Below are 18,242 nucleotides of genomic sequence, written 5' to 3' on the forward strand. Positions count from 1 at the left end.
ATACGATGGAACACATGTCTGTCGCCGCACTGCCCAGCCGTGACGCCATGCTCACGGCGCTGTCGAAGGTCAACGACCCCGAGATCCGCAAGCCGATCACCGAGCTCGGCATGGTCAAGTCGGTCGAGATCGACGACGCCGGCAAGGTCGACCTCGCGATCTTCCTGACCGTCTCCGGCTGCCCCATGAAGGAGACGCTCACCAAGGACTCGAGCAACGCGCTCCTCGCCCTCGACGGCGTGACCTCGGTCGAGGTCGAGCTCGACGTCATGAGCGACGAGCAGCGCGCCGAGCTGCGCTCGCAGCTGCGTGGCGGCGCCCCGGAGAAGGAGATCCCCTTTGCCAAGCCCAACAGCCTGACGCGGGTGTATGCCGTGGCCTCCGGCAAGGGCGGTGTCGGCAAGTCGTCGGTGACCGTCAACCTCGCCGCCGCGATGGCCGCGCAGGGCCTGCGGGTGGGCGTCGTCGACGCCGACGTCTACGGCTTCTCGGTGCCGCGCATGCTCGGCGTCGAGCAGCGGCCCACGCAGGTCGACGACATGATCCTGCCGCCCATCAGCCACGACGTGAAGGTCATCTCGATCGGCATGTTCGTGCCCGGCAACCAGCCCGTCGTGTGGCGTGGCCCGATGCTGCACCGCGCGCTCCAGCAGTTCCTCGGCGACGTCTTCTGGGGCGACCTCGACGTCCTCCTGCTCGACCTGCCGCCCGGCACCGGCGACATCGCGATCTCCGTCGCACAGCTCATCCCGACCGCCGAGATCCTCGTCGTGACGACCCCGCAGCAGGCCGCCGCCGAGGTGGCCGAGCGGGCCGGCTCGATCGCCCTGCAGACCCACCAGCGGGTCGTCGGCGTCATCGAGAACATGAGCTGGCTCGAGCTGCCGGACGGCACCCGCCAGGAGATCTTCGGCTCCGGCGGCGGGCAGGCGGTCGCCGACTCGCTGACGAAGAGCATCGGTGCCCCGGTCGAGCTGCTCGGCCAGATCCCCCTCGACACGCGCCTGCGCGAGGGCGGCGACAACGGCACGCCGGTCGTGCTCGGCGATCCCGACACCGCTGCTGCCGTCGCTCTGCGCGGCATCGCCCGCAACCTCGGCTCTCGCGCCCGCGGCCTCGCCGGCCGTTCGCTCGGCCTCACCCCAGCCGGCCGCTGACCCAGCGGGAGGGCCCTCTGACGCATTCTCCCGCCCACCGCCTCACCACCGGACGCCGCGTTCGGTGGTGAGAGGTCAGGCGAGCGAGTCGACCCAGGCTCGGTGGAGGTCCGAGTAGCGGCCGTCGCCGGCCGCGACGAGATCGCTCGGCGCGCCGTCCTCGACGATGCGGCCGTGCTCGAGCACGAGCACCCGGTCGGCGATCTCGACCGTCGAGAGGCGGTGCGCGATGACGATGGCGGTGCGCCCGGCGAGGATCGTCCCGAGGGCCTGCTGCACGAGCCGCTCGGAGGGCACGTCGAGCGACGACGTCGCCTCGTCGAGGATGAGCACCGCCGGATCGGCGAGGAAGGCCCGCGCGAAGGCGACGAGCTGACGCTGACCGGCGCTCAGCAGCCCACCCCGGTTGGACACTGGCGTGGCATACCCCTGCGGCAGCTCCACGATGAAGTCGTGCGCGCCGAGCGAGCGGGCCGCCGCCTTGACCTCGTCGTCGGTGGCATCGGGCCGGCCGAAACGGATGTTGTCGGCGACGGTGCCGCTGAAGAGGTAGTTCTCCTGCGTCACCATGACGACGGCGCGGTGCAGGTCGTCGGACGCCAGCCGGGTCAGGTCGACCCCGTCGAGGCTCACCGTCCCGGCGGTCGGGTCGTAGAAGCGGGTCGCGAGCTTGGCGATGGTGGTCTTGCCCGCACCGGTCGTGCCGACGAGCGCGAGCGTCTGCCCGGCCGGCACGGTCAGGTCGAGGCCGGGTAGCACCGCGGTGCCCGCGACGTACTCGAAGCGGACGTCGTCGAAGCGGACCTCACCGCGGGGCGCCCCGAGAGGCATCGGGTCGATCGGCAGGGGGACGTCGGGCACCTCCTCGAGCACGCCGGAGAGCTTCTCGAGCGCGGCCGAGGCCGACTGGAAGGTGTTGTAGAACTGCGAGATCTCCATCATCGGCTCGAAGAACTGCCGCAGGTAGAGCAGGAAGGCCGCGAGCACCCCGACGGTGACCTCGCCCTGATAAGCGAGGTAGCCGCCGTAGACGAGGACGACGGCGATCGTGACGTTGCCGATGAGCCGGATGCCCGGCATGAACCACGCCACGAGCCGGAACGCGACGAGGTTGGCCCGGCGGTACTGGTCGTTGACGTCCTCGAAGATCGCCTGGTTGCGCGGCTCGCGGCGAAAGGCCTGCACGGCCCGGATGCCGTTCATCGACTCCACGAAGTGGACGATGACGAGGGCGACCTTCTCTCGGGTGGCGCGGTAGCTCTTGGCCGACGCCTTGCGGAACCAGTTGGTCAGCAGCGCGAGAGCGGGACCACAGAGGAGCGCCACGAGGCCGAGCTTGACGTCGAGGACGAGCAGCAGCACGGAGGTGCCCACGAGGGTCAGCGCGGCCGTGACGAGCCCGTCGAACCCGGTCTCGAGCATCTCGTAGATGGCGTCGACGTCGGAGGTCTGCCGGGAGATGACGCGCCCGGACGTGTAGCGGTCGTGGAAAGCCGGGCTCAGGTGCTGGAAGTGGCGGAAGACGCGTCGCCGGATCGACAGCAGGATGTCCTGGCCGATCAGGCCGGAGCGCACGAGGAAGAGGTTGCGCGAGACTGCCTGCGTCAGCGTGGCGACGAGGACGAGCCCGACGACGAGCAGGAGCGGGCCGAGGTCGCCCGACTCCCGGATCGGCGGGATGCCGGTGTCGATGCCCACCTTGACGAGGTACGGGATGGACAGCCGAGCGGCGTTCTCGATGACGACGACGACCATGAGCCACCAGAGCGCCTGGCGCCACGGCCGGAGCACGTCGCGCAGCAGCCGCCTGGAGCGGCCGGCGAGCCGGGCCGAGGTCTCGGCCGTCAGGTCGCCGTCGATGTCGTCGGCGGCGACGCCGCGCCACTGCTGGGCCGAGGCCGTCACGCCGGCACCTCCTGGGTCGCGTCGGTGGCGCGGCCGCCCGTCGCGGAGGCCTCCGCCTCCTCCACGGCGTCGGCCGCGAGCAGCTCGCGGTAGGCCGGGACGCCGTCGAGCAGCTCGCGGTGGGTGCCGACGTGGGTGATGGTGCCGTGCTCGAGGAGCGCGACCCGGTCGGCGAGCATCACCGTCGAGGCGCGGTGCGCCACGACGAGGCCGGTGGTCTCCGAAAGGACTCTCGACAGGGCCTCCTCGACGAGCTTCTCGGTGTGCACGTCGAGGGCCGAGAGGGTGTCGTCGAGGACGAGGACGGCCGGACGGGCGAGGACGGCTCGGGCCAGGGCGAGGCGCTGGCGCTGACCACCTGAGAGTGACAGGCCCTGCTCGCCGATGCGGGTGTCGAGACCCCAGGGGAGGTCGAGGACGAAGCCGGCCTGGGCGATCTCGAGGGCGGCGAGCACGTCGTCCTCCGAGGCGTCGGCGCGTCCGAGGGTGACGTTCTCGCGGGCGCTCATGGAGAAGAGCGTCGGCTCCTCGAAGGCCGTCGCGACGACACTGCGCAACGCGGCGAGCTCGAAGTCGCGCACGTCGACGCCGTCGATGGTGATGCGGCCAGCGGTGACATCGAAGAGGCGCGGGACGAGCGCGGTGAGGGCGGTCTTGCCCGAGCCGGTCGCGCCGACGAGCGCGAGGGTCTCGCCGGGAGCGACGTCGAGGTTGACGTCGCGCAGCACCGGCTGGTCGGGCGCGTCGGGGAAGGCGAAGTCGACGTGCTCGAAGCGCAGGTGGCCGCGGCGCGCACCGACCTCGTGCGCGCCGGAGACGATGTCGGGCTCGGTGTCGAAGATCTCGAGCACACGCGCGGCCGCGGTCATGGCCTCCTGCGCCATCGCGAGGATGACGCCGAGGGAGGACACGGGCCACACGAGCGAGAGCATCAGGGTGATGAAGGCGACGAGCTCGCCGGGCGTCAGGTCACCCTGGCCGACGCCGATGGCGCCGAGCAGGAGCACGACGACGACGGCGAGGTTGGGGATGACCTCGAGGAAGGTCCAGAACTTCGCCGAGAGGCGGACCTTGTCGAGGCTCGTCGCCCGCAGCTCGAGCGCCGCCTCGTCGTAGCGACGGGCCATGTGGTCGCTGCGTCCGAACGACTTGATGACGCGAATGCCGACCGCGCCCTCCTCCGCCTGGGTCGCGAGGTCGCCCTGCTGGTCCTGGACGCGCCGGGACATCACGACATAAGCCTTCTCGAAGCGCATCGAGAGCCAGGTGATGGGAACCGCCGTCGCCGCGACGACGAGCCCGAGCGGCCAGTACATCGTCAGGAGCACGATCGTGACGGCCGTGACCTGCAGGACGTTGACGACGAGGAAGAGCAGGCCGAAACCGCTGAACCGGCGGATGGCCGAGAGGTCGGTCGTCGCGCGGGAGAGCAGCTGCCCCGACTGCCACCGGGTGTGGAAGCTCATCGGAAGGGCCTGGAGGCGTTCGTAGAGGTCGCGGCGCAGCTGCGTCTCGAGCCCCAGCACGGCGTTGGACTGCACCCACCGGCGCACGAAGATGAGGACGGCCTCGAGCACGCCGAGGGCCAGGGCGAGCAGGCCGAGCGGGAGGACCGGCCCGAGCTCGTGCTCGGTGATCGGCCCGTCGATGACGGCCCGTGTCACGAGGGGGACCGCGATGGAGAGGCCGACGCCGGCGAGCGACGCGACGAACATGACGACGAGGGCCCAGCGGTGCGGGCGCAGGTAGCCGCGCAGCCGCCACAGGGACCGGACGGAGGCGGGCGGTTGAGAAGCAGGATCAGCAGGCATCAAGGAGTGACGATAACCCCGACCAACGACAGAGATGCCTCTGGGTCAGAGATTCACGTCGCTTCGCTGTCCCAGGGCGTCGGGACCGACGGGTCGTGGCCGCGAGGCGTGCTCACGGGCTTGTCGACGACGGGCGACTGCTGGTCGTCCTCGTCGGGTGGCGCGGAGAGCGCGTCGCGCACGATCTTGCGCGGGTCGTACTGGCGCGGGTCGTAGGCCCGCCAGTCCACGTCGGAGAACTCCGGCCCCATCTCGTCCTTGAGCTGCTGTTTGGCCCGGTCGGCCATGCCGCGGGCCTGGCGGACGAACTTGCCGAACTTGGCGGCGTACTCGGGCAGGCGCTCGGGACCCAGGATGAGGATCGCGAGCAGACCGAGCAGGAGCAGCTCCCACCCGTTGATGTCGAACACAGTCCCTCGCTTCCACGCGTACCGGCTGCGCCATCCTACGGTGGCGCGTCGTGCTCTACTTGGCCGGATCCGCTTCCAGCGTCATCTGGAGCTCGAGCTCCGTGCCGTCACGCTCGACCTTGAGGCTCACGGTGTCGCCGACGGCCCGCGCGCGGATCGAGACGATGAGCTGGTCCGGGGTGCGGATGCGCTTGCCCTCGAAGCCGATGATGACGTCGCCGGCCTTGACGCCGGCCTTGGCGGCCGGCCCCCCGGAGGTCACCGCGTCGGGCGCGTCGAGGACCTGGGCGCCGTCACCGACGAACGTGCGGCTGAGGTTGACGCCGATGACCGGGTGGGTGGCCTTGCCCGTCGCGATGAGCTGGTCGGCGGTGCGCCGGGCCTGGTCGCTCGGGATGGCGAAGCCGAGCCCGATGCTGCCGCCGGTGGAGCCGCTCGTCCCCGGAACCCGGGCGATGGCGCTGTTGACGCCGATGACCTTGCCCGTCATGTCGAGCAGCGGGCCACCGGAGTTGCCGGGGTTGATCGCCGCGTCCGTCTGGATGGCGTTGATGAAGGAGGACTCGCTGCCCTCTCCCGGCGTCACGGGGCGGTTGAGCGCGCTGACGATGCCGGTGGTGACGGTCTGGTCGAGGCCGAGCGGTGCACCGACGGCGATGACCTGGTCGCCGACGACGACCTTGTCGGACGCGCCGAGCGTCAGGGGCTTCAGGTCGGTGCGGTTGATCTTGAGCACGGCGAGGTCGTAGCTCGCGTCGCGCCCGACGATGGTCGCCTTCTCGGTGTCGCCGTTGCTCAGCACGATCTCGATGTCACCGTTGACGCCGGGCTCGACGACGTGGTTGTTCGTCAGGACGTGGCCCTTGCCGTCGATGACGAAGCCGGATCCGGTCGCCGATCCCTCGCTGCCGGCGTCGACCTTGATGGTCACGACGCTCGGCAGGGCGACGGCGGCGATGTTGGCGACCGAGCCGGCAGGTCGCTGCGTGGCGCCCGGACCGGGCTCGGGCAGGGTCGAGCCGGCGAGGTTGATGCGGTCCTCGGCGACCTGGCTCGCGATGCCACCGATGACACCGGAAAGCAGGCAGAGCCCGACGACGGCGGCGACCAGCTTGCCGCGACCGCGGCGGGCGGACGGCGCCGGCGGGTCGGCGAGTGCGACGCCCGCGGGCGGCACGGGGCCGCTCCCGAGATCAGGGTCGCCCCCCGCGGGTGCCTGGGGCACGGAGCCGAGGTGTGCCGTCCCGCCGGCTGCCGCGGCGGCGCCGGCCAGCGCGTCGCCCGGGGGGGTGGACGCACCGGGCCCGGTCGCAGAGGGCGCGTCGGCCTCGGGGGTGGGCGGGGCGTAGGCCGAGCGGTAGGCCTCCTCGGCGAGCGAGTCGGCGCGGTCGCTGCCCCAGGCGGCATCGGCCCGGGCAGGGACGCCGGCACCCTCGGTCGGGTGCTCGCCTCCGAAGACGTCGAACCACGCGTCGTCACCCGTGTCGGCGGGACGAGAGTCGGAGGCCCTCACCGGCGGCTGCGCCTCCGATGCGGTCGGGACGGGGGCCGGTGTCGTCGGCGACGCGGAGGGGATGGCCCGGGTGTCGTGCAGGTCGATGATGCCGGTCTGCTCCACGTCGGGCGCTCCTGCGTGCCCGAGGGCCTCAGTGCGCTCGTCGGTCTCGCGAGCTGCCGTGGGGTCGGGCTCCGGCGTCGTCGACTCGTCGCTCATGGCCCTGATTGTGCCGAACGGACGTTGGTGACCCGAACCGGGGCCACCAGGGCGGAGGTCGGGTCGACGGCCAGCGACGCGGTACGGGCCGACGTGCGGGTCGTGACGACCCAGTACGGGACGTTGCCGGCGCCGACGTCGCCGAGACCCTGCGTCTGACGCGTGACGGGAGAGATCCTGTTGCCGGGCAGCACGGAGCCGCCGAAGTTCACGGCGCTGACGGGACCGGCCCCGAAGTTGGCCACCGGGCCCCGCACCGAAGGGGTCCGCGAGCCGGGCACGGGCGCGATCGCGAGTCCCCACGCGGCAGCGACCGACGCGCCCGCCGCGATCGAGGCCACCACCGCAGCACGCATCGGCGAGCGGTGCAGGGCAGGAGCGGTGGGCCGAACGGTGGGCACGGGCTCGTAGGACGGCGTCGACGGCATACGGAAACCCACGGGCGGCAGCGGGATGCGGGGGGCCCTGGTCTCACGCGAGGGAGCGGGCGCGGGCTGGGGCTCACCCGAAGGAGCAGCACCGAGACCCATGAGGGAGGTGCGCAGGCTCATCGGGACGCCGGTGTCGGAGCGCAGCGACGCGACGATGCGGCGCTCCTGGTCGGCGGCGGCGCGGCAGACGGTGCAGCACACGAGGTGCTTGTCGTAGAGGTGCAGCATCGCCGGCGGCAGGGCGCGGTCGACGTAGGCGCGGACGTATCCCTTGAGGTGCGGCGTCACGACATCACCTCCGGACCCATCAGCGCGAGCTCGCCGCGACTCGGCGGCCGGGAAGGCGCAGGCCGGCGCGAGCGGCGCGCGACTCGGGCTTGGCCGTACGGGCGGCGGCGGCCACCTCGGGGGCGCGGTGCGCGAGGGCCTCGCGCAACTGGGCGCGGCCACGGTGGATGCGCGAGCGGACGGTGCCGAGCTTGACGCCGAGCGTCGCGCTGATCTCCTCGTAGCTGAGGCCCTCGATGTCGCAGAGGACGACGGCCGCGCGGAACTCCGGCGCAAGAGCGTCGAGCGCCCGCTGCACGTCGTCGTCGAAACGGGCGTCGTGGTAGGTCTGCTCCGGCCCCTTCTCGTTGCTGGGGAGCCGACCGGCAGCGTCGTCGGGCAGGGCGTCGAAGCGGATGCGCTGCTTGCGACGCATCTTGTCGAGGAAGACGTTGGTCGTGATGCGGTGCAGCCAGCCCTCGAAGGTGCCCGGCTGGTAGGAGTGCAGCGACCGGAAGACGCGCACGAAGACGTCGTGCGTCAGGTCCTCCGCGTCGTGCGGGTTGCCCGTGAGGCGGTAGGCCAGGCGGTACACGCGCGCCGAGTGCTGCTCGACGATCTCCTCCCACGTGGGGGGAGTCCACGTCGAGTCGGCCTGCTCCACCGAGGTGGGAGAGGTGGACGTCACGCTGGTGCTCACAGGGGGCTGGGCCTTTCACGGAGAGGGGTCAACGACAAGAACGCCGTCAGATCTCGTTTCGTTCCCGTCGATCGTCTCGGATTGCCCTGTCCGACCGCCAGCCAGAACCTGTGGTTCTGCTGTGGACGGGGTAGCCGGACGGCGGGCGGGGTGGTCAGCGGGACTGCTCGCTGCCGTCGTGCGGGACCGCTTCGTGGTGGGCCCGGCCGTGCGTTCGTCGGTCTTCCTTCATCTCCGCCTCGAAGAGGTGGCGTCGGCCACCGACGAGGTCGTCGCGCGCCGTCTTCTCGAGCTCCTTGAAGGTCGCGTAGTAGTCGTCGTCGTACTCCTCGACGATCTGGAAGGTCCACCGTCCCTGCACGACGTTGCGGCCGACGAGCTCGGTCTGCAGCCGGTCGGCGAGCTCGGTGTGGCCCGCCTCGCGGAAGAGGTCGACGGCCTCGCCCAGGGTGAGGTCCGCCATCCCCGTGAGCCGGTGGAAGCCGTAGAGATGGCCGCGGGCGTCCTCGACGACCTCGAGGGCCTCGGACAGCTTGCCCAGGGCCTCGACCGTGGCGTCGTCGACGCCGCCCGGACGCAGGTGCTCCGCGGTCGGCTTGTCGTGTTCGTCCATGACCTGATCCTTACCCGCTTCAGGGCGACGGGGTGCCGAATCGGCCCGGCACGTCACAGTAGGGTGACGAACATGAGCACCCAGAAGGTCGCCGCGTGGTCACACGCCGAGGAGTTCGTCACCCCGAGCGAGCACGTCGAGGAGGCCACCCACCGCGGTGAGGAGCTGGGTGCGCCGGCCGTCGGCAACGGTGTCGGCGCCGTGCTCCAGATGCTCGCGGCCGCGACCGAGGCCAAGGCGGTCATGGAGATCGGGACCGGCGCGGGCGCCTCGGGTCTCTGGCTGCTCGGCGGCATGCCCGCCGACGGCATCCTCACGACCATCGACCTCGAGACCGAGCACCAGCGGGCCGCGCGCGACGCCTTCGCGGCTGCCGGCATCGCCCACCAGCGCACCCGCTGCATCGCCGGCCGTGCCCTCGAGGTGCTCCCCCGGATGACCGACGGCGCCTATGACCTCGTCGTCGTCGACGCCGACAAGGAGGAGTACCCCGAGTACCTCGCCCAGGCCACCCGCCTGCTGCGTTCCGGCGGCACCCTCGTCATGACGTGGACCGACAAGGAGTCCGACCCCGCCAACCGGGACGCCGAGACGCGCACCCTCCGCGAGGTCGGCCGCGCGATCCGCGAGCACGACCAGTTCACGGTGTCGCTGCTGCCGGTCGGCGACGGTCTGCTCGTGGCCGTCAAGCGCTGAGCGCACGTATGCCGTCCGGCCGGCCGGACGGCATACGCCATCCTCCGCCCGGGGTGGGCATGCGAAACGGCCCCCGACCGTGAGGTCAGGGGCCGTCGAACCTGGATCAGGCGGAAGGGTCAGTTGACGCCGTCACAACCCTGGATCGCGTCACGCAGAGCTGCAGCCTCGTCGGGGGTCATCTCGACGACGAGACGCCCGCCGCCCTCAAGGGGCATCCGCAGCACGATGCCGCGGCCCTCCTTGACGACCTCGAGCGGGCCATCGCCGGTCCTCGGCTTCATTGCTGCCATGGTTCCCCTTCCCTAGGAATCCTCGGTCTTTGGCCCCATTATTCCGTGTCTCGTTTGCGAGACCTAATTGGGGATGTGACAGAGGGCACGTCCGGCCCCTCCGAGGCTCGTCACGCTTCCGCCTGGGGACGGATTGGGACAGAGTGGCGCCCATGACGCAGACGCCCGACTCCTCCTCCTCGCCCGCCACCGAGCCCCTGCTCGTCGAGGTCGCCGACGGCATCGCCTGGCTCCGGCTCAACCGCCCGGACGCCATGAACAGCCTCGACAACGCCCTCAAGGATGCCCTCGTCGCGGCGCTCCGCGAGGTCGGTGAGGACCCCGCCGTGCGGTGCGTCGTGCTCACGGGGACCGGGCGGGCCTTCTGCGTCGGGCAGGACCTCAAGGAGCACGTCCGCAGCCTCGGCGACCCGACGTCGACGCTCGAGACGACCGTGACCGACCACTACAACCCGATCGTGATCGCGCTCTCGACGATGAACAAGCCCGTCGTCGCGGCCCTCAACGGCGTGGCGGCCGGGGCGGGGATGAGCTTCGCGCTGGCGTGCGACTTCCGGGTCGCGTCGGAGCAGTCCGGGCTCAACACCTCGTTCGCGGGCATCGCGCTCTCGTGCGACTCCGGGGCCTCGTGGACGCTGCCCCGTCTCGTCGGGCCCGCCCGCGCCAAGGAGCTGCTGCTCCTGCCGCGCACGGTCTCGGCGGCAGAGGCGTTGGCGATGGGGCTCGTCACGAAGGTCGTGCCCGCTGACGAGCTCGAGGTGACGGTGACCGAGCTGGCCCGGACCCTCGCCGAGGGCCCGACGCTGGCCTACGGCTCGATCCGGCGGGCCGTCGCCTACTCGGCGGGCGCCGACCTGCCCGCGGCCCTGGCGCACGAGGCCGAGCTCATGGCGTTGACGGGTGGCAGCAGCGACCACCGGGCCGCCGTCGACGCCTTCCTCGCCAAGGAGAAGCCCACCTACACCGGCACCTGACCGCCGGACCCGCTCGCGCGCGTCTCCTGATGAACCTGCCCATGGTGCTGCATCTGGTGTGGTGGTCACCCCACCAGATGCGCGATGATCAGCCCGATCACCACGCATTTCTGGCTCAGCCCGTCACCCCGAGGGGCACGGTGGCGCGGACGCTGGCGGTGACCGGCGCTCGCACACCGGTGCGTGCAGCCGCCTCGTGAGCCCGCTCGATGCGGCGCAACTGCGCCTCGGGGTCGCGCGCGAGTGCAGTCGGGGTGACGCCGACGACCACGACGCGCATCGTCGACAGATCGGATCCCTGCTCCACGGTGGCCTCCCAGTCGAGGCCGTCGGCATGGAATCGACGAGACTGCACCATGACGGCCAGGCCCACGTCGTCGAACCAGAGATCGGGCGAGGTCAAGGTCTCGCCGCCCGGACCGGTGAGGATCGGGTTAGCCATCGGCGGGGGCAGTCGGCGCGAGGTCCGGACCAGCGCGAGCAGGTCGCTCTCGGGCACCGACCACGCGCCCTCCGCGACCTCGGCGAGAATCCGCCGCAGCCGCGCGGAGCCACGACGGCCCCTGGCATCGACCCAGTGCTCCAGGTCGTCGAGCCGGACGAGACGGCGTTGGACCGCCTCGATGACGACACCACGCGCCGCTCGCTCATCAGGAGTCTCATGTGCTGCGTCGACGACGGCGCGGGCGAGGCATCCGAGGCGGAGCGGGCCGCGCTCGACAACGCGTTCGCCCAGCAGGGTCGTGCTCCGGACGTCGACCCACGAGATCCGCCTGGACCTGCGTGGTGCACGCACGAGCACCCGGATCGGCATCGATATAGGGGCGCTCGTGATCCCGTGCAGCGAGGCGGCGGTGGATCCTGCGAGCCACGCTCCCTCGCCGCCCACGAGCTGCGCAGCGACGAGCCGCTGCCGCACCGAAGGCAGGCCGGTCTGAAGCGCGTAGACGCCGGGCAGCAGGAGCCTCCAGTCCCGACCGACCCGCCAGCGCAGGGTCTCGCGCGTGACACCGGCTTCGAGGAGCTGACGCCGGGACACCACTCCGCACTGCACCTCGGCCAGAGCAGTTGCCGCGTCCGTCAGGGTCATTCCGTCACCCTGCCCCGCTGAGGCGAGTGGCGCGCTTGCGGCGGGCGACGCTGTGGACGACGGGTCACGCCTGGTCATGGGTGTGGACCAGGCGTGACCCGCAGCATGGTCTGCGTGATGGTGGGGTGATCAGCACACTGATCGGCAGATCATCTGCCGGTCGAACCACCGAGAACGGCGGGGTCCGACCGGTGACGGGTCACGGTGGGTAGTCGCTCGGGGGGACGAAGCGCCACAGGATGTCGGTCCAGTAGTACTGGCCCACGACGCTGAGGACGAGGAGCGGGACGAAGCGCCACAGCAGCCGCTTCCACGCGTTGCCGCGACGGTCGGCCCAGCCCGCCCCGAGCACGACGACGAGGAGCGGGAAGAGCGGGATGAGGTAGCGGAAGATGCTCGTGAAGGGGTCGAGCACCGCCGCGAGGTAGGCCGGATAGGCGAGCGTCCACGTGCGCAGGTCGGCGCCCAGGTTGCGGGCCCACGGCCCGGCCACCATGGCGATGACGACGAGCGGCACGAGGACGAGCATCACCGGCCCCCACGTATCGCCGAACGCATACTCCGACATCCCGACCCACGGCGTGAACGGCTCGACGGTGCCCGAGCCACGCCACGACGCCATCGTGTCGGTGTAGGCCGACGGCACGCCGGTGCGCCACCACGCGATGGCGGGCCACAGCAGCCCGGCGACACCGCAGCCGACGAGCGAGGCGAGCATCGCGGCATACGTCCCGCGACTGATCGGACGCTCGCGGCGCGCCCGCCAACGCAGGAAGACCACGACGAGCGTCACGAGTCCCAGCGGCACGGCGATCGGTCTCGAGAGCCCGACGAGCAGGGCCACGACCGTCGCGACGAGCCACCGCTCCTTGGCCAGCGCGTAGAGGTAGCCGACGAGCAGCAGCATGGCGAGCGACTCGGTGTAGGCCAGCTGCAGCGTCACCGACGCGGGGAAGCTCGCCCACAGGGCGATGACGAGGTATGCGGCCGGGTCGCCGATGCGCTCACGCAGCAGCAGTCCCATGAGCACGGCCGCGCCGGCCCCGCAGAGGAGCGCGATCGTCGAGCCCACCGCCGGGAAGTCGAGCCCGGTCACGGCCATGCCGGCGCGGGCCATGAACGGGAAGAGCGGGTAGAAGGCCCACGGGTTCTGCTGGACGGCCCCGCTCTCGCCGACCGGAAGCTCCGAGGGGTACCCGTGCTGGGCGATCGTCTGGTACCACTGGCCATCCCAGAGTGCCGTGAACGGGAAGTAGGACACGGGCACGTCGTCGCCGCCGGTCATGCCGGACGGGACCTGGTGCTGCATGACGAGCAGCAGGATCGTCGTCGTGACGACCCGGGCCAGCGCGTAGACCGCGAGCACCCAGGCGACGAAGACGCCCCGCGAACGCAGCGAGAGCACCTCGGTCATGTGGTGCGTTCGCGGCCGACCGTCGGATCGGACGGCTCGGCCGGCTCGGGGGTCGGCTCGAGCCCCTCCGTCGCCGCCTCGGCCGCCTCAGCGGGCTCCGCCGCCTCGGCGGGCTCCGCGGGGTCGGACCGCTCGGCCGGCTCGGGCGCGGAGTGAGCCCGGGTGTCCCGGCGCAGCACGGCGATCTCCTCGTCCTTCTCGCGGAGCTCGCGCCTCAGCCGGTCGACGACCCCGTCGACCTGGCTCATCCGGTAGCCCCGGGCGCCCACGTCGAAGACGAGGTCGTCGAAGTCGGTGTCGCGGATCGGCTCGTCGGGCAGGGGCTCGTGGCTCAGGCTCGTCGTGTTGCGGCCGAGGCCACCGCCAGCGAGCCCGAGGATGAGCGCGACGACGAAGCACAGGACGACGATCCCGACGAGGAGGATGAACCACTTCACGCGCGCGGCTCCTCGTACGTGCGGATCGCCTTGACGGCCTCGTCCGGGTCGTCGGTGACGATGAGTCGCTTGAGGTCCGCCGGACTGATCATGCCGTGGTCGAGCACCGTGTCGCCCAGCCAGTCGATGAGCCCCTGCCAGTACGCGGCGCCCATGAGCACGATGGGGAACTCGGTGACCTTCTGCGTCTGCGCGAGCGTCAGCGCCTCGAAGAGCTCGTCGAGGGTGCCGAAGCCTCCCGGCAGCACGATGAAGCCGCGGGAGTACTTGAGGAACATGACCTTGCGGGCGAAGAAGTACCGGAAGTTGATGCCGAGGTCGACGTACTCGTTGAGTCCCGTCTCGAAGGGCAGCTCGATGCCGAGCCCGACCGAGGTCCCCTTCGCCTCGAAGGCACCCTTGTTGGCCGCCTCCATCGCCCCCGGCCCACCGCCGGTGATGACGGCGTAGCCCGCCTCCGCCAGCAGGCGGCCCACCTCGACCCCGATGGCGTATGCCGGGTCCTCGGGTCGCGTGCGCGCCGAGCCGAAGACCGCGGCCGCCGGTCCGAGCTCGGAGAGCGTGCCGAAACCCTCGACGAACTCGGACTGGATGCGCATGACGCGCCACGGGTCGGCGTGCAGCCACTCGCCCTGCTGGTGCGCCTCGAGCAGTCGCTGGTCGGTCGTCGTCACGGGCACCTTGTGACGGCGCAGCGTCACCGGACCGGTCTGGCGCCGGTCCTCGTGCGGGCTCCCCGAGGTGACGGGTGCAGGCTGGTGGTCGGTCACAGCGCCACCCTATGCGGAGAGGTCAGCCGAGCCAGCGCAGCAGGGCGGCCTCGGCCTCGACGTACTGCTCGACCGGGCAGCGCTCGTCGTCCATGTGCGCGAGGTTGGGGTCTCCGGGCCCGAAGTTGACGGCGGGGATGCCGAGCGCGGAGAAGCGCGCGACGTCGGTCCACCCCTCCTTCGGGTTGACGGGCACACCGAGCGCGTCGATGAACGCCTTGGCGGCGGGCAGCAGCAGACCCGGTCGCGCGCCGTCGGCCGCGTCGCCGAGCGTCACGTCGAAGCCGTCGAAGACCTGGCGCACGTGCGCGAAGGCCTCCTCGGTGTTCTTGTCGGGCGCGTAGCGGTAGTTGACGGTGACGGTGCACCGGTCGGGGATGACGTTGCCGGCGATCCCGCCGCTGATCCCGACGGCCTGGAGGGCCTCGTGGTAGTCGAGTCCGTCGACGGTGATGGTCTCGGCCTCGTAGGCGGTCAGCCGCGAGAGCACCGCCGCGGCGTCGTGGATGGCGTTGTGGCCCTTCCACGGGCGGGCCGAGTGGGCGGCGACGCCCTTGGTGACGACCTCGGCGCGGAGGGTGCCCTTGCAGCCGCCCTCGATGGCACCGTCGGTCGGCTCGAGGAGGACGGCGAAGTCGCCGGCGAGCAGCCCTGGCGAGGTGTCGGCGAGGCGGGCCAGACCGTTGTACTTCCCGTCGATCTCCTCGCACTCGTAGAAGAGGAAGGTCAGGTCACGACTCGGCTCGGGCACCTGCGCCGCGATGCGGAGCATGACGCCGACACCGCCCTTCATGTCGACCGTGCCCCGGCCCCACAGCTCGCCGTCGACGCGGCGCGTGGGCAGGTTGGGCACCGCGGTCAGCGGCACCGTGTCGATGTGTCCGGCCAGCACGACCCGCTCCGAGCGGCCGAGGGAGGTGCGGGCGAAGACGGTGTTGCCGTCGCGGACGACCTCGAGGTGCGCGAGGGGCCGCAGGGCGGCCTCGATCGCATCGGCGAGCGCCGCCTCGTCCTGGCTGACCGACTCGATGTCGCAGATCGCGGCCGTGAGCGTCGTGACATCGGCGGACAGGTCGAGGGTGGCGGCGCGGGCCCCCGTGTCGGCGGGCACGGTGGTCGGGTCGGCGGGCGGCGAGGTGGACGGCATACGCGAAGGTTATCCGGAGGCCACCAGGTCGCGGCGCCCGCGGGACCGTCCGACCGTCACCGTCCGGTGACCACGGTGCGGGTCCGCGTTTCACCGGTGCGGGCGGTCCCCATATCCTTGCGGCCATGTCGGAGCGCAACGCATGGGGACACGGACTGACGACGACCACTGATGACGGGCAGGTGCTCGACACGTGGTTCCCGCAGCCGGCGCTCGGGGAGCGCCCGGCCGGCGCGACCGTCCCCGAGGGCCTCGACGCCCTCGTCGGCACCGACGAGGCGCGCCGCGTGCGCACCGAGGTCCGGCTCGTCGAGATCGACCTCGACGCCCCCCCGGCCGACGCGCCGGACGCCTACCTGCGTCTGCACCTGCTGTCGCACTGCCTCGTCGAGCCCAACACCATCAACCTCGACGGCGTCTTCGGTGCCCTGCCGAACATCGTCTGGACGAGCGCCGGTGCGTGCGCCGTCGACGGCTTCGAGCAGACGCGGATGCGGCTGCGGGCCCGGGGCCAGCACGTCGCCGTCTACGGCGTCGACAAGTTCCCGAGGATGACCGACTTCGTCGTACCGCAGGGCGTGCGCATCGCCGACGCCGACCGGGTGCGCCTCGGCGCGCACCTCTCGGCGGGCACGACGGTCATGCACGAGGGCTTCTGCAACTTCAACGCCGGCACGCTCGGCACCTCGATGGTCGAGGGTCGCATCGTGCAGGGCGTCGTCGTCGGGGACGGGTCCGACATCGGCGCCGGCGCCTCGATCATGGGCACCCTGTCCGGTGGCGGGACGGAACGCGTCAGCATTGGCGAGCGTTGTCTCGTCGGAGCCAACGGCGGCATCGGCATCGCGCTCGGGGACGACTGCGTCGTCGAGGCCGGGCTCTACGTGACGGCGGGCACGAAGGTGACGCTGCCCGACGGCACCGTGGTCAAGGCCAGGGAGCTGTCGGGGTCGAGCAACATCCTGTTCATCCGCAACAGCGTGAGCGGTGCCGTCGAGGCCCGCGACCGCGCGGGGACGGGCATCACTCTCAACGCCGCCCTGCACGCCAACGACTGACCCAGACCGGACGCCACCGGTTCAGACCAGAGCCGGACCACCTGAGGACCCCATGCCGAAGAACCGACCGGGCCCGACCCTTGCCGACTCCCGGGGCCGCCCGCGCGCTCGTCGCCGCCCCCGCTGGGTGCCGATCCTGCTCGTGCTGGCGGTCGTCGGCACGGCCGGGTGGTTCGGCGCCCGCTTCCTCATCCAGAGCGTCGTCAACCCGCAGTGCACGATCAAGGCCGGCGGGATCACCGAGACCTTCGACCCCGACCAGACGGCCAACGCCGCCCTCATTGCGGCGCTGTCGATCAAACGTGAGATGCCGCCGCGTGCGGCCACGATCGCGTTGACGACGGCGTTCCAGGAGTCGAAGATCCGCAACCTGCGCTACGGCGACCGCGATTCGCTCGGCCTCTTCCAGCAGCGGCCGAGCCAGGGCTGGGGCACCAAGGAGCAGATCCTTGACCCCGTCCACGCGACCAACGCGTTCTACGACGCCCTCGAGAAGTACCAGGGCTACGAGACCGCCGACATCACGAAGATCGCCCAGCGCGTCCAGAAGAGCGGCTTCCCCGAGGCCTACCGCGACCACGAGGGCCAGGGCCGGGTGCTCGCCTCGACCTTGACCGGGCACTCCCCCGCCGGCCTGACGTGCCGCCTCGACGCGGTGAAGACCAGCCTCGCGCCGCAGCGCGTGGCTGCCGACCTGTCCGAGCAGATGGGCGTCACCTCGGTCCGACCCGGTGAGGGCATGCTCACCGTGACGGCCCGCGACCGCACGACCGCCTGGGCCGTCGCGCAGTGGGCCGTGGCGCGCGCCGAGATCTACGGGGCGAGCAAGGTCAGCATCGGAGACCGCGTGTGGGACCGCTCGAAGGGCGACGAGGGCTGGTCGTCCGGCTCCGACGGCACGACGGTCACGATCACCCTCGGCTGAGCCCGGCGGCATACGCCCCCGGGCGGGCTCCCTGCCGGCTCCGTGGGACGGGTCGTGGTCAGCCGGACACCCGGTCGAGGTGCTGGAGCAGGTCGTGCGCGGCGAGCTCGACGTCCTTGTGCCGCCACTCGCTCGCGCGGTAGACGCAGGCGATGAGCGCCGTTCGGTGGACTCGCCGGAAGTCGCCGACGACGAAGGCGTAGCGCGCCTTGGTCCCGTCGTTCGCGCCCTCGGTCAGGCCGAGGTGCCACGCGGCGTAGTCGTCCCACGGGTGCCGCTCGAGGTAGGCATTCTGCGCCTCTGCATCCGGCTGCACCTGTCCCCAGTCGCTGTCGAGGACGTACTGCCGCTTGTCGATGAGGTCGCGGCACCGGGCGACGGCCGCGTCGTTGACGAGGTACTTGGCCATCGCCCCATCATGCCGATGCCC

Annotated in this window: 19 protein-coding genes; 5 read left to right on the forward strand and 14 right to left on the reverse strand. The window is 71.5% G+C overall.

Features of this window, described 5'->3' with window-relative positions; genetic code table 11:
* Positions 1-14 precede the first annotated feature (14 nt).
* Positions 15-1,157, forward strand: coding sequence for an Mrp/NBP35 family ATP-binding protein (locus AB4Z14_RS10345; RefSeq protein WP_442275121.1), 1,143 nt, complete (start codon positions 15-17; stop codon positions 1,155-1,157).
* Positions 1,158-1,232: 75 nt separating this feature from the next.
* Here the strand turns inward: AB4Z14_RS10345 and AB4Z14_RS10350 are convergent, their stop codons facing one another.
* The 7 genes from AB4Z14_RS10350 to AB4Z14_RS10380 all read right to left on the reverse strand — a co-directional run bounded on the left by AB4Z14_RS10350 (position 1,233) and on the right by AB4Z14_RS10380 (position 9,008).
* A complete protein-coding gene (locus tag AB4Z14_RS10350; RefSeq protein ID WP_442275122.1) occupies positions 1,233-3,062 on the reverse strand; it encodes an ABC transporter ATP-binding protein in 1,830 nt (609 codons plus the stop codon).
* The gene (locus tag AB4Z14_RS10355; protein ID WP_442275123.1) at positions 3,059-4,873 is read right to left on the reverse strand and encodes an ABC transporter ATP-binding protein; all 1,815 of its coding nucleotides are present in this window, start codon (positions 4,871-4,873) and stop codon (positions 3,059-3,061) included. Before AB4Z14_RS10355 ends, AB4Z14_RS10350 begins: the two co-directional genes overlap by 4 nt.
* Positions 4,874-4,926: 53 nt before the next feature.
* Entirely contained in the window at positions 4,927-5,283 is a 357-nt protein-coding gene (locus AB4Z14_RS10360) for a twin-arginine translocase TatA/TatE family subunit (RefSeq protein WP_442275124.1), read from the reverse strand.
* Between the two features lie 55 nt (positions 5,284-5,338).
* The gene (locus tag AB4Z14_RS10365; protein ID WP_442275125.1) at positions 5,339-6,997 is read right to left on the reverse strand and encodes a trypsin-like peptidase domain-containing protein; all 1,659 of its coding nucleotides are present in this window, start codon (positions 6,995-6,997) and stop codon (positions 5,339-5,341) included.
* Positions 6,994-7,716 carry a hypothetical protein gene (locus tag AB4Z14_RS10370; RefSeq protein WP_442275126.1) on the reverse strand — a complete coding sequence of 241 codons (723 nt, stop codon included), beginning with the start codon at positions 7,714-7,716 and terminating at the stop codon, positions 6,994-6,996. Before AB4Z14_RS10370 ends, AB4Z14_RS10365 begins: the two co-directional genes overlap by 4 nt.
* A 19-nt stretch (positions 7,717-7,735) precedes the next feature.
* Entirely contained in the window at positions 7,736-8,383 is a 648-nt protein-coding gene (gene sigE, locus AB4Z14_RS10375) for an RNA polymerase sigma factor SigE (protein ID WP_442275127.1), read from the reverse strand.
* Positions 8,384-8,549: 166 nt separating this feature from the next.
* Entirely contained in the window at positions 8,550-9,008 is a 459-nt protein-coding gene (locus AB4Z14_RS10380) for a hypothetical protein (protein ID WP_442275128.1), read from the reverse strand.
* A 72-nt stretch (positions 9,009-9,080) separates the two neighbouring features.
* Here AB4Z14_RS10380 and AB4Z14_RS10385 point away from each other — a divergent pair, with 72 nt between their 5' ends.
* Positions 9,081-9,704 carry an O-methyltransferase gene (locus AB4Z14_RS10385; protein ID WP_056772578.1) on the forward strand — a complete coding sequence of 208 codons (624 nt, stop codon included), beginning with the start codon at positions 9,081-9,083 and terminating at the stop codon, positions 9,702-9,704.
* 119 nt (positions 9,705-9,823) lie between these two features.
* On the opposite strand, the gene AB4Z14_RS10390 is transcribed toward AB4Z14_RS10385, so the two are convergent.
* The gene (locus AB4Z14_RS10390) at positions 9,824-9,997 is read right to left on the reverse strand and encodes a DUF3117 domain-containing protein (RefSeq protein ID WP_013493416.1); all 174 of its coding nucleotides are present in this window, start codon (positions 9,995-9,997) and stop codon (positions 9,824-9,826) included.
* Between the two features lie 152 nt (positions 9,998-10,149).
* Between AB4Z14_RS10390 and AB4Z14_RS10395 the strand changes: the two genes are divergently transcribed.
* Positions 10,150-10,971, forward strand: a complete 822-nt coding sequence (locus tag AB4Z14_RS10395; RefSeq protein ID WP_442275129.1) for an enoyl-CoA hydratase/isomerase family protein — start codon at positions 10,150-10,152, stop codon at positions 10,969-10,971.
* Positions 10,972-11,086: 115 nt separating this feature from the next.
* Here AB4Z14_RS10395 and AB4Z14_RS10400 read toward each other — a convergent pair whose 3' ends face one another.
* The 5 genes from AB4Z14_RS10400 to dapE all read right to left on the reverse strand — a co-directional run bounded on the left by AB4Z14_RS10400 (position 11,087) and on the right by dapE (position 15,829).
* Positions 11,087-12,061 carry a hypothetical protein gene (locus tag AB4Z14_RS10400; RefSeq protein ID WP_442275130.1) on the reverse strand — a complete coding sequence of 325 codons (975 nt, stop codon included), beginning with the start codon at positions 12,059-12,061 and terminating at the stop codon, positions 11,087-11,089.
* 199 nt (positions 12,062-12,260) lie between these two features.
* Entirely contained in the window at positions 12,261-13,475 is a 1,215-nt protein-coding gene (locus AB4Z14_RS10405; protein ID WP_442275131.1) for a hypothetical protein, read from the reverse strand.
* Positions 13,472-13,912: a cell division protein DivIVA gene (locus AB4Z14_RS10410; RefSeq protein ID WP_442275132.1), complete on the reverse strand. Its 441-nt coding sequence runs from the start codon at positions 13,910-13,912 to the stop codon at positions 13,472-13,474. Before AB4Z14_RS10410 ends, AB4Z14_RS10405 begins: the two co-directional genes overlap by 4 nt.
* Entirely contained in the window at positions 13,909-14,682 is a 774-nt protein-coding gene (locus AB4Z14_RS10415) for a TIGR00730 family Rossman fold protein (protein ID WP_442275133.1), read from the reverse strand. The genes AB4Z14_RS10410 and AB4Z14_RS10415 overlap by 4 nt, the downstream gene beginning before the upstream one ends.
* Positions 14,683-14,704: 22 nt before the next feature.
* Positions 14,705-15,829, reverse strand: a complete 1,125-nt coding sequence (gene dapE / locus AB4Z14_RS10420; RefSeq protein WP_442275134.1) for a succinyl-diaminopimelate desuccinylase — start codon at positions 15,827-15,829, stop codon at positions 14,705-14,707.
* 125 nt (positions 15,830-15,954) lie between these two features.
* Between dapE and dapD the strand changes: the two genes are divergently transcribed.
* Together dapD and AB4Z14_RS10430 are read left to right on the forward strand one after the other, a co-directional pair.
* Entirely contained in the window at positions 15,955-16,887 is a 933-nt protein-coding gene (dapD, locus tag AB4Z14_RS10425; protein ID WP_442275135.1) for a 2,3,4,5-tetrahydropyridine-2,6-dicarboxylate N-succinyltransferase, read from the forward strand.
* A 52-nt stretch (positions 16,888-16,939) separates the two neighbouring features.
* The gene (locus AB4Z14_RS10430; RefSeq protein ID WP_442275136.1) at positions 16,940-17,812 is read left to right on the forward strand and encodes a hypothetical protein; all 873 of its coding nucleotides are present in this window, start codon (positions 16,940-16,942) and stop codon (positions 17,810-17,812) included.
* A 58-nt stretch (positions 17,813-17,870) separates the two neighbouring features.
* Here AB4Z14_RS10430 and AB4Z14_RS10435 read toward each other — a convergent pair whose 3' ends face one another.
* Entirely contained in the window at positions 17,871-18,221 is a 351-nt protein-coding gene (locus AB4Z14_RS10435; RefSeq protein WP_056770898.1) for a hypothetical protein, read from the reverse strand.
* Positions 18,222-18,242 lie beyond the last annotated feature (21 nt).

Origin of the sequence: Terrabacter sp. 2TAF16, from assembly GCF_052115065.1 — a bacterium.
Classification (GTDB): Bacteria; Actinomycetota; Actinomycetes; order Actinomycetales; family Dermatophilaceae; genus Terrabacter.